The sequence below is a fragment of the Providencia sp. PROV040 genome, from assembly GCF_032706145.1.
Classification (GTDB): domain Bacteria; phylum Pseudomonadota; class Gammaproteobacteria; order Enterobacterales; family Enterobacteriaceae; genus Providencia; species Providencia hangzhouensis.
On the sequence record NZ_CP120530.1, the window covers coordinates 2,198,523 to 2,209,641 of the forward strand.

At 35.7% G+C, this 11,119-nt stretch carries 13 protein-coding genes; 6 read left to right on the forward strand and 7 right to left on the reverse strand.

Annotation, left to right across the window (positions count from 1 at the left end; all coding sequences use genetic code 11):
• Positions 1-241: 241 nt before the first annotated feature.
• Positions 242-745, forward strand: coding sequence for a DUF1543 domain-containing protein (locus P3L40_RS10070; protein WP_004253444.1), 504 nt, complete (start codon positions 242-244; stop codon positions 743-745).
• A gap of 40 nt (positions 746-785) precedes the next feature.
• On the opposite strand, the gene P3L40_RS10075 is transcribed toward P3L40_RS10070, so the two are convergent.
• Together P3L40_RS10075 and P3L40_RS10080 are read right to left on the reverse strand one after the other, a co-directional pair.
• Complete coding sequence (locus P3L40_RS10075) at positions 786-1,124, reverse strand: hypothetical protein (protein ID WP_004253447.1); 339 nt, start codon at positions 1,122-1,124, stop codon at positions 786-788.
• A gap of 189 nt (positions 1,125-1,313) precedes the next feature.
• Positions 1,314-1,538, reverse strand: coding sequence for a hypothetical protein (locus P3L40_RS10080; RefSeq protein ID WP_094960468.1), 225 nt, complete (start codon positions 1,536-1,538; stop codon positions 1,314-1,316).
• Between the two features lie 286 nt (positions 1,539-1,824).
• Here P3L40_RS10080 and P3L40_RS10085 point away from each other — a divergent pair, with 286 nt between their 5' ends.
• Positions 1,825-2,202, forward strand: coding sequence for a hypothetical protein (locus tag P3L40_RS10085; protein WP_094960469.1), 378 nt, complete (start codon positions 1,825-1,827; stop codon positions 2,200-2,202).
• Between the two features lie 59 nt (positions 2,203-2,261).
• Here the strand turns inward: P3L40_RS10085 and P3L40_RS10090 are convergent, their stop codons facing one another.
• Both P3L40_RS10090 and P3L40_RS10095 read right to left on the reverse strand, forming a co-directional pair.
• Positions 2,262-2,633: a hypothetical protein gene (locus P3L40_RS10090; protein WP_036957640.1), complete on the reverse strand. Its 372-nt coding sequence runs from the start codon at positions 2,631-2,633 to the stop codon at positions 2,262-2,264.
• Between the two features lie 373 nt (positions 2,634-3,006).
• Positions 3,007-3,255 carry a DinI-like family protein gene (locus P3L40_RS10095; RefSeq protein ID WP_004253462.1) on the reverse strand — a complete coding sequence of 83 codons (249 nt, stop codon included), beginning with the start codon at positions 3,253-3,255 and terminating at the stop codon, positions 3,007-3,009.
• Between the two features lie 581 nt (positions 3,256-3,836).
• On the opposite strand from P3L40_RS10095, the gene P3L40_RS10100 reads away from it, so the two are divergent.
• Both P3L40_RS10100 and yddG read left to right on the forward strand, forming a co-directional pair.
• Positions 3,837-5,297 (forward strand): alanine/glycine:cation symporter family protein, encoded by a 1,461-nt coding sequence (locus tag P3L40_RS10100; protein ID WP_094960470.1) that lies wholly within the window; start codon positions 3,837-3,839, stop codon positions 5,295-5,297.
• Between the two features lie 188 nt (positions 5,298-5,485).
• Positions 5,486-6,385, forward strand: a complete 900-nt coding sequence (gene yddG / locus P3L40_RS10105; RefSeq protein ID WP_094960471.1) for an aromatic amino acid DMT transporter YddG — start codon at positions 5,486-5,488, stop codon at positions 6,383-6,385.
• A 67-nt stretch (positions 6,386-6,452) separates the two neighbouring features.
• Here yddG and yidA read toward each other — a convergent pair whose 3' ends face one another.
• Positions 6,453-7,265 (reverse strand): sugar-phosphatase, encoded by an 813-nt coding sequence (yidA, locus tag P3L40_RS10110; protein ID WP_004253474.1) that lies wholly within the window; start codon positions 7,263-7,265, stop codon positions 6,453-6,455.
• Positions 7,266-7,491: 226 nt separating this feature from the next.
• Positions 7,492-7,875, reverse strand: coding sequence for a helix-turn-helix domain-containing protein (locus P3L40_RS10115; RefSeq protein ID WP_004253477.1), 384 nt, complete (start codon positions 7,873-7,875; stop codon positions 7,492-7,494).
• A 333-nt stretch (positions 7,876-8,208) separates the two neighbouring features.
• On the opposite strand from P3L40_RS10115, the gene mgrB reads away from it, so the two are divergent.
• Positions 8,209-8,355: a PhoP/PhoQ regulator MgrB gene (mgrB, locus tag P3L40_RS10120; protein WP_004253482.1), complete on the forward strand. Its 147-nt coding sequence runs from the start codon at positions 8,209-8,211 to the stop codon at positions 8,353-8,355.
• A 230-nt stretch (positions 8,356-8,585) separates the two neighbouring features.
• On the forward strand, positions 8,586-9,962 hold the full coding sequence (locus tag P3L40_RS10125) for an amino acid permease (protein ID WP_036957645.1): 1,377 nt from the start codon (positions 8,586-8,588) through the stop codon (positions 9,960-9,962).
• A gap of 75 nt (positions 9,963-10,037) precedes the next feature.
• Here P3L40_RS10125 and pagP read toward each other — a convergent pair whose 3' ends face one another.
• Entirely contained in the window at positions 10,038-10,613 is a 576-nt protein-coding gene (gene pagP, locus P3L40_RS10130; RefSeq protein ID WP_196731923.1) for a lipid IV(A) palmitoyltransferase PagP, read from the reverse strand.
• Positions 10,614-11,119: the final 506 nt, after the last annotated feature.

Here is an 11,119-nt window from a genome sequence, read left to right on the forward strand (position 1 = left end):
TACTCATAATTATCTCAAAGTAAATAATTATATAGATAAAATGACTTTTTATTCACTTTATTGTTTGGTTAACTATTTCAAATCATTGCATAGGAAATTCAACCTTATCTATTTAATTGATATTAAAAGATAAAATTTTTTAACTCGGGAGTGACTAGAATAATAAGTAATTGTGCTATGAATTAAATTCGTTATATAATAATTTATATGATGATTATTTGGCTATATAATAGGAACAATAATGAAGCTATACATGTTTTATGTGGGTGGTAACGCAGGTAAATCTAATATTGAAGTGCATGATGTTCAGTTTGTGGCAGCAGAGCAACCTACAGATGCTTGGCCGACATTAAGAGAAAATTGGTTTGGTGATAAAGACAAGATCCATATTGATGGCTATGCAGTGATTAATTGGGCAGATGGGTTTGAAATAGAATTACGAAAAGAACCCTCAACAAGTGAATATCGCCTTTATTTTGTTAATGTAGGTGGATATATTCCAAGCAACCTTGCGGAATTACATGAGTTTGATTTATTCGTTGCTAAAACTGCACATGAGGCTAAACAAAAAGCACTTCAGGCGCTATTAACAAATAGTCAGCAACAACATAAAGATAATTTGAAAGATGTGGATGATTGCTTATTACTACAACAAGTTGGTGATTTTTATATACATCTAACTGAAAATAAAAATGGAAATCACTTTATTCCTCAGTGGCAAGGTTACCAGCCAATCGGAATATAAAATAATACCAAGGGTAGTGTTATTCTACCCTTGGTAAAAATTACTGACCTTGTACAGGGGTATTAGGCGTAATTTCTACAACTGCAACTTTAACCATATATTGTTTACCATTTTCTCCTTTAGGAGCATCTGCAGCAATTTTTTTCAGTGTTTCATCTGGCTGAGCTGTTTGAATTGATGTTGAATACTGCATCATACCACGGTGACGATTTGCATAATTAGAGTGACGATAATTATCACAAGGTCTATCATTATATTGGTGTTGATTTTGGTACCCACCACGGTGCCATGAACCATTCCCATCCCCTGGGTAAGCAAATGTTGAAAAACTGATAGCGATTAAACTTGCACTAAGAATTAATGGCTTTAATATATTCATGTGATATCTCCTTTAGAATATTTATTAATTATCATTCTGCCATTCTAATTATGTAATTCAATTACATTTACTTATCTAAATGAATAAACCATAATTCAGTCACTTTATATTCATTATTTCTTCACAATGAAAATAGTTTGTTAATGAAATGAGAGTGAGGTTAAATTATAATTCTCTGTTGGTTTTGTTTTATTGTTTTTCATTGAAAAACTTAGCGAGTTTACTGATTGATATAATTGATGCAACGGCAATATCTTTATTATAATCATCACATAATACTAACAGTCTATCGATGGCGGCTTCTTGTTCAATTGAACAAATATAATCACCTAATGCATTTATTGCAGCTATTTTAACATCATTGTTATTGCCATGAGTTAAGTTAACGAGATTTTTAACGATCTTTTCTTTCATAAAAATAGATTAAATTAGTCTAACAGTATAGAGGTTAGTATAAAACTAGCTAACAAAATAAAAAATGTTTTTTTTATTAATGTTAAGTTAATAGATATAAATTGAATCAATAGTGATAGGAATGTTTTAGAAAAATTTTCAATATTAAAGTTCGATTTTTATGAGAAAATAGCAATTGGTTAGAGGGAATATCAAATAGTAGAGCCAAAAGCTCAAATTGTTTATTCAAACTGATATAATCCATTTATACTAGTTCGATTTATCATAAAGTAGAAAGGGTGATGCGTTGAAGCGTATAAAAACAAAATTACTGATTGTACTGCTATTGGCTTTAGGAGTATTTGCATACCATTCTTATACGAGTATTGGTGATTCAGATGTTAAAAATGAAGCACAAAGCTTGGTGGAAAAGAAATTCGGCAACTCATCAGCAGTTGAGTTTAGTGATGTTGAAATAGTACAAAAAAATGAGTTTAAGGAAGGGGAGAGTTATCGAGTTTGTGGCTTATACCATTTATCTTCCCAAGACGACGCTCTGCCATTTGTTGCGAATGTGATTGTTAAGGAAGGGAGTTTTTCTGAACATGGGCAGCTGATTATTAGTGAAACACCGGAGTTACAATTTTCTATTGAACAGTTGTGTGTTAAAAAACAAGCTAATTGATAAAAAAGCGCTCAAAGTAAAAGTTGAGCGCTTTTTTGTTTCCTAGAAAAATTAAATGATTAAGATTTATTCAAAAGAAGTTCAGTTTGAATTTTACAAGCTGAAACAGAATCATTTAATGATTTATTGAAGTCAGCTTCATTAGCAAATTTAGATTTATTGCTACGTACGGTATCAATCGCTGAAGTTAGATTTTTGCGGAGGTCTGACTCAACAGTGGCTAATTGCTTGAGATCGACATTTTCACTTTTCAGTTTAGCAATGGTTTCTTGGGTTAATTCACTGCTAGTTTTGTCAGTGCTGTATGCTTCACTTAGTGCTTGACCTGTGATTTCACAATAATCGTTGGCTATCTCACTAATATTTAATGGGGCATTATCAGCCATAACAAGGGCTGGGGCCAGGCAAAAAGCCAGTAATAAACGCTTCATAGTCATACCTCTATTTTGCACACAATGAATAATAACTCTATCTGGTATTAGAGAAATACTATAGCAGATTAGACCTAAAACGGGGGATGTCGAATGGGTTTTAGCATGATTTCATAAAAAAGAGCCAGTATAAATACTGGCCGCTATAATTAGCAAAAGCAATGTAAATGAAAATTACGTTATATACATTACCATATAACGGTGTGAGGTAAAGCGATTTCCACTTATTTTGGTGAAAGTTAAGATTAAGTATGATCTTGATCAGAGTTTGGATAAATATTGGAAGAGCGTTATTGAAATATAGGAGAGTTAAAACAACCAGCTAGCGATCATGCAGACCACTGCTGGTTCTATTCATAACCTCACAGAGAGCTTATTGTTTTAACCAATGACCATGTTTTAATACATCTTCGACAAGTTCATGTAAAACAATATGTGCTTCGTTATCATCATGAAAGCCTTTAGTTTGAAAGGTTGTTGGGCCATTATCATGAGTAATCAATAGATAACTACCAGGGTAGACTTCTAAAACGCGAGCTTTCAGTTCTGCAATGAAGGATTCATATGATTTTTCAGGGAGCTGAGAAAGTGGGTCATCAGATAACTTAATATTAATTTCCATGCGTTAACCTCTTGTTTATAAATTTAATTAAGCTCAGTTTATTGTTAAGTGAAAGCATAAGCAATAATCTAATTATGATGATTGCAATTTGATTTATTTTGGTGCTGTGAATTAACGTTATTCATTGAGTCAATATTCCAAATAGCAAGTGAGTTAAATATAGTTAATATGATAAATGTTTTAGTTAGAGGATAAGCTAATTAAAGTTGACGATGTGAAATAAATAATAGGCTTTTATTTGTTTAAGTGACTATTTGATTAAAATAAATACTATAATTCAATCATTTGATTGGTTTTTTGTTAAATAATAAATGATTTTATCATGCTTATATTTTTCAATATGTTACATGTCTTTTTTTGTAAATGTCTAACTTGTTTTTATTAAAACGTAATGTAGTTAATGATTGTTCAAGCGAAAATCAATTTACATTAAAGATAAAAAAATATAATTTCTGATAATCATATTAAGATGATTTGGCTTTTGTAAGCTGAACTCCTTTTTCTGGAGTTATATTTTAAATGTGAGGTTTTGATTTTCGATTAATTATTTATTAATCGTTCTAATAAAAAAGGAGTGTAATTTGATAGAATTTATAAACTCATTAACTAATTTTATTTGGGGTTCTTTACTTATTTATTTATTACTGGGTGCCGGCCTGTATTTTACTCTTCGGTCAGGGTTTATTCAAATTAGGCATTTTGGCCATATGTTTAGTGTCTTAAAAAATAGTAAACAGTCCGATAGTGCGGGTATCTCATCTTTTCAGGCATTATGTACAAGTTTAGCCGCTAGGGTCGGCACAGGAAATTTAACCGGAGTTGCAATTGCGCTAACAGCAGGTGGGCCAGGCGCTATTTTTTGGATGTGGGTCGTCGCTGTACTCGGAATGGCTACGTCTTTTATTGAGTGTACTCTCGCACAGTTATACAAAACCAAAGATGATAAAGGAAACTATCGAGGTGGGCCTTCATATTATATGCAGAAAGGCTTAAACCAACGCTGGATGGGCGTATTATTTTCCATTTTCCTGATTATTGCCTTTGGTTTAGTATTTAATGCAGTACAAGCTAATTCTATTGCTCAAGCAACCGCAGTCGCCTTTGATTTCAATCCAATTTATGTTGGCATTGGCTTAGTTTTATTAAGCGGAGTTATTATTTTTGGTGGATTGAAATCCATTGCGAAAGTTGCTGAATTAGTTGTTCCAGTTATGGCGTTAGCTTATTTGTTATTAGCTTTTTGGGTTGTTGGGCACCATATTGAACGATTACCTGAAGTTTTTATGCTGATAATTCGAAATGCATTTGGCCTGCAAGAGGCTGCGGGTGGGGCTGTCGGTTATGGTGTTGCCCAGGCAATGACACAAGGAATTCAACGGGGGTTATTCTCTAACGAAGCTGGGATGGGGTCTGCACCAAATGCAGCGGCATCTGCGGCACCTTATCCACCACATCCGGCGTCTCAAGGGTATGTACAGATGCTTGGTGTATTTATGGACACCATCGTTATTTGCAGTGCGACCGCCATTATTATTTTATCATCTGGCGTTCTAGAAAGTGGAATGGATAACATTAATGGGATTGAATTGACACAGCTTGCTCTTTCTTCTGCTGTCGGTAGCTGGGGAAGTACGTTCATTGCAATTGCTATCTTCTTTTTTGCATTTACATCAATCATTGCTAATTATGCTTATGCCGAAAGTAATATGATTTTTCTCGAGAATAATCATACAGCTGGGTTATTTATTTTCCGTTTAGCTGCGTTGGGTATGGTGATGTTTGGTGCGCTCGCTGAAATGCCATTTATTTGGAAACTCGCAGACTTATCGATGGGCTTAATGGCGATAACTAATCTAATTGCGATCCTTTTATTATCGGGTATCGCTTTCAAACTTGCTAAAGATTATAACCAGCAGTTAGTTGCAGGCAAAATACCGACTTTTGATATCAATCAACACCCTGAATTAAAGAAACAGTTTGAGGAAGGGATATGGGAAAAAGAAGAAGTTGATAAGTGGGTTGAGAAAGAAACATCTCGCTAATACAAAACATTTTAAGCATAAAATTCTTAGGTGATAGCCTGAGAATTTTTTTTATGAAATATTATCAATGCGTAATAAGAATAAGCGCTTGCATTATAATTATTTGAGCTATAAGGTTTTTTAAGGTGATAAAATAAATGTATTATTACAATAAATATCAATTTCGAAACTAAATAGCTGAGAAAATTATGAAATTGAATCAGTATGCCGCAACGCTGTATGGGGTTATATCAATCTTGTTGTGGAGCACAATGGTAGGGCTGATCCGTAGTGTAAGTGAAAACTTTGGGCCAGTGGGTGGTGCTGCATTAGTGTATACAGTCGGTTCGCTTGTATTAGTACTCGTTATGGGGATACCAAAAATAACGAAATATCCTAAACGCTATTTGCTTTGGGGAACGGTGTTATTTGTTAGCTATGAAATCTGTTTTGTTTTGGCGTTAGGATTAGCTAATAACCGGCAACAAGCTATTGAACTTGGTATGGTGAATTATTTGTGGCCAAGTTTTACTATCGCACTTGCTGTGTTTTTTAACCGCCAGCGTTTCACTTTATTATTAGGATTAGGGTTGGTTTTAGCTTTTATGGGGTTGATCTGGGTAATTTCAGGCAATCAGCCATTGTCGGTGCAAACTATTTTGGCAAATATACAAAGTAACCCACTTTGTTATTTTTTAGCTTTTATTGGAGCCATTGTTTGGTCATTTTATAGTAATGTTACCAAGCGTATTTCTGGTGGTCACAATGGCATGGTATTATTTTTCATCATGACTTCTATTGGGTTATGGATTTTGTATTTTTTTAGTACGCCAACAGCGTTTATTATCAATAGCGAAAGCCTGTTGTTATTACTCGTTGCCTCTATTGCGACTGGTGGGGCGAATGCATTATGGACATTTGCGGTTATCAAGGGCAATGTGGCTTTTCTAGGGACGCTTTCTTATTTCACTCCAGTTATATCGACAGCATTCGCGTCTATGTTGTTAAGTACTGCATTAACGTTAAGTTTTTGGCAAGGTGTGTTAATGGTGACAATGGGGTCGGTGATTTGCTTTTTAGCGACTAGGCAAAAACCAATACACGGTTAAAAATGGCAGCGCATACTGGTGTAAGCGCTGCAACGGAAAATATACTGAAGTGAAATTTTTTGCGGGCTTATACATTAATAAACTTATTAATGGCGACAGCAACACCATCTTCATCATTGGTTGTGGTGACAAATTTAACCATTTGGCGAATTGGCTCTAAAGCATTGCCCATTGCGACAGAAACACTGGCGTATTGCAGCATTTGAATATCATTGTTTTGGTCTCCAATACTCATGACTTTGTCCGGTGTAATGCCTAGTTTTTCACAGATACATTCTAACGCTGCGCCTTTACTTGAGGTTTTATTTGATACCTCAAGGAAATATGGGCTTGTTCGAGTTAAAGAGTAATTATCAAAGACATTCTCTGGAATATAGCTGATACCCATATCTAATTTTTCTGGATGGTCAATTATCATAAACTTAGTAAATTCCAGAGAAGAGTCCATTTCATTAACGGGGCAATAGATAAGCGGAGTGTGGGTTAGATAAGCATCTGCCACCGTATAGTGACTAATATGGCGGTTTGCCGTGAACATGCTGTTATCCGCAAGAGCATGCATGTGGACCCCAACATTTCTAGCCAGTTCCTCAAAATATTGGAAGTCAGCGAAATCTAACAAATTTTCTGCCAGATGACTGCCATCATTGGCTTGGTGAATGACACTACCATTATTACTAATACAGTAGTTATCCGCTGTATTTAAATCTAATTCCCGCAGGTAGGGGGATATACCCGAAAATGGCCTACCGGAGGCTAAAATAATATGGACACCTTTTTGCTTGGCTTGAGTGATGGCCTCTTTTACTACGGGAGATATTTGGTGTTGGGAGTTAAGTAATGTGCCATCTAAATCAATGGCGACCAGTTTGATTGACATCCAATGCCTCCTAAAATTCGTGCTTTCTGCCAATACCTTACTCCAATTATTCGGAATGTAAATTATACAAATAGTTATAATTTTTACGCGTACTAGAATAATGGGTATTTGATGTGAAATTGAACAGAATATAACGCAGGAACTCTGTTCAATAGTCAAAGGTTGAAATGACAATGTTTTATAGCATTAGTGTGTGAATCAATAGATTAATGCGGCTAAAATATTCTCACTCATAATTATGAATCAAATGAAGCGGTTGCTTAACATCTAATTGGATTTGGTCATTCTGTCTAAAATCAAATGGCGTAATGCCATATTCCTTACGAAACATATAGGTAAAGTGGGACTGTGACCCAAAACCAAAATCCAGTGCGATATCGAAAATAGACTGGTTGCTGTTGCGCAGTAAGTTAACCGCACCAGCAAGACGGCGTTGGCGGATGTATTTACCCAGTGAAATCCCTGTGACTTCTTTAAAGATTTTTTGCATATGCCAAAGTGAATAGCCTGAATAAGCCGCGAGCTCTTCTAAGTGGATCACGCGCCCTAAGTGTTCTTCTATCCATTTACTCAAAGCATAAACAAGTGCTAAGTGGTTATCTTGTGGCATCTCAAATGTTTTCTAGTTTTACGGTAGCAGAAGTATACACAACTTCATTTCATCATGACAAAGGCTGCTTGTGCGGTATTTCCTATTTTTAGGATAAAAAAAGCACAATCAGAATAAGTTAATGGTCAATAGCACCTAAAATGAGCGAAATTTTTGTAAAAAGAGGTCAATTGCATATTTTCCTCAAATTTAAGGCTCGAAATTAGAGTACCATTTATTTTATAAACGCATTACGTGCAATGCCATAAGTGATATCAATCATAAAATAGCAGTACCTTAGTATTGTAATCATTTGAAAAATAAAATCATCATAGAAATATGAAGGAATCATCGGTGTTTGGTCGTAAATTAATTATTGTTATAAGTGCAATCTTGGCCTGTATTTTTCTCTATCTTTTAGCGATGGATAGCCTGTGCGACCAAGGTGGAGAGGACTTTATTTTTGGTATTTGTCGTGTAACTGACTTGTTACCATTTTGAATTTGCTTTTTAATGCACAATCCATGATATTGAGTTGGGGTAACTATCCTGCGGTATCATTTTGTTATGTGATGAAAAAAAATAACTAATAGCACCAGCTTCTGGTTCGTAGAATAGGGTAAAAACAGCGCCAGAAGAATGTAGTGTTAATAAGAAAATTCAAATAAACTTGTGTCATTATCATTAGTTTGGGCGATAAAAAGCAAGTAAGAGGACGAAAGGGTAAAGTTATGGCGCAACAGCAACAGACGCTAAAGCGGGGATTAAAAAATAGGCATATCCAATTGATTGCTTTGGGAGGCGCTGTTGGTACAGGGTTATTCCTCGGAATAGCAACAACCATACAAATGGCAGGGCCATCAGTTTTACTGGGCTATGCATTGTGTGGGTTTATTGCTTTTCTTATCATGCGCCAGTTGGGAGAAATGATTGTTCAGGAACCTGTCGCGGGTTCATTTAGCCACTTTGCATTTAAGTATTGGGGTGGTTTTGCGGGCTTCCTCTCCGGGTGGAATTACTGGGTTATGTTTATCCTTGTTGGGATGACAGAACTGACGGCCGCAGGTAAATATATGCAACACTGGTGGCCTGAGCTCCCGATATGGGTTTCTGCCGCGGTGTTTTTTATTGCGGTAAATGCCGTTAACTTGGTTAATGTTCGCTCTTATGGGGAAACTGAATTCTGGTTTGCATTGATTAAAGTTATTGCTGTCGTAGCTATGATTATTTTTGGTTGCTACTTACTACTTAGCGGTCATGGTGGCTCACAAGCGAAAGTGAGTAACTTATGGGAGTATGGCGGTTTCTTTGCTAATGGTTTTAATGGGCTAATAATGGCTTTGGCTATTATTATGTTTTCATTTGGGGGCTTAGAGCTAGTCGGTATTACGGCCGCAGAGGCAGAAGACCCAGATAAAAGCATTCCAAAAGCGATAAACCAAGTTGTGTACCGTATCTTGATTTTTTATATTGGCTCGTTAGCTGTATTGTTAGCGTTGTACCCTTGGGTTGACCTTGATGGCAAAACAAGCCCATTTGTATTAATTTTCCATGAATTAGGGGATTTACTGGTTGCTAATTCGTTGAACGTTGTCATTTTGATCGCTGCGTTGTCTGTTTATAACAGCGGGGCTTATGCGACAAGCCGTATGTTGTATGGTTTGGCACAACAAAGTAATGCACCTAAATTTCTTGCAAAAGTGAATAAAGGTGGCGTTCCAGTCATGGCATTATTAGTTTCAGGTATTGCGACTTCTGGCGGGATTTTAATTAACTTTGTGATGGAAGGTAAAGCTTTCGAATTATTAATGTCATTGGTTGTGACGACGTTAGTTCTGAACTGGATTATGATTTGTGTTTCAAATTTGAAGTTCAGAGCGGCAATGAACAAACAAGGTGTTGAAACGAAATTTAAAAGCATTTGGTATCCATTTGGGAACTATCTATGCTTAGCATTTTTGCTGTTAATTTTAGGGATTATCCTGACAATGGACGGCTTGCGCATCTCGGTATTAATTATGCCATTATGGATAGCGGTTCTATGGGTTGGGTACCAGTTCTCAGGGGCTAAAAAGCAAGATTTAGCTAAAAGCCAACAGCTGAGCTAAATTTGATTTTCTGATAATAAAAAGGTCGGTGGGAATATCCCACCGGCCTTTTTATACAGTAATGAAGTACTTAAATTACCATTGCCAACGTAACCAAGCGAATAATACGTTACCGTTATTATAAGTTCCCGGAATATAAGTGGCTTGTAGCGAAAGTTTGTCATATTCCACTGATACCAGAGGAAGCGGTGCTGGGATCGGAATATAGTACATATCCTTGCGGGCAGTAACACTTAGAGTGAAGCCAGCTCCCATGCGAAAACCATCAATGTCCCCTGGGATCCACATTTTTTGGAATGCATAACCACCAATTGGCTCCCAATCATTATGTGAATCTTTAAATGCCATTGCATAGATAGCATGCCAGTCATTGTCTTCATCATAACGATATTTACCAAAGCCCAGACCCCAAGGGCGCTCGTTATATTCATCTGTTTTTTTCTTGTCGTACATTGCACGGTTGTGCCAAGTCACAGCGGGAACGTATAGCTCATATTTGTCTGAGTCCCATGTGGTACTGACATTACTTTTAAATGTATCCCATAAATTTGCTGATTGCTCTTGTGCAACGGCAGGCGATGATATGCAGGTTGAGGCGCTCATGAGTAGCGATGCACCTACGGCCAACTGTATGTTTTTATAAACTCTCATTGTAAATCCAGTTCTGTATCGCAGATATAAAAATGATGATTAGCTCGCTAATGATTATCAGATTAGCATTATTATTATAATTTTGAGCGAAATTATTTTAATTAAGATGTACAGAATATAACAGTATTTATTACATAGTTAAGGATAATAATTGGCTGGTCATGGTAGAACCGTTTAATTTTGCCTGTTTTTAAGTAGGATAACCGATAGATAAATTGGATGTTAACTTATCAGATTGGTTATTGAATAGGCTAATCCTCCTAAAAATAACCAATAATAATAGATAAGGTATTTCATTTTCTTATTAATAAGGCCGTTATTTGATAAGAAAAAATGAAAGAGAATTTTTTAATCAAGAATAAGAGAAAACATTGTGTCACTCATTATTGTTGTATTTAACGTTTTGTAATAAAAAGATATTTTTAACAATTTAGGTGATTACGACTAGTAATGTTGATAGAGCAGACATTTATGAAAAATAGCGTGCAAACAAATCTAAAAAGTAT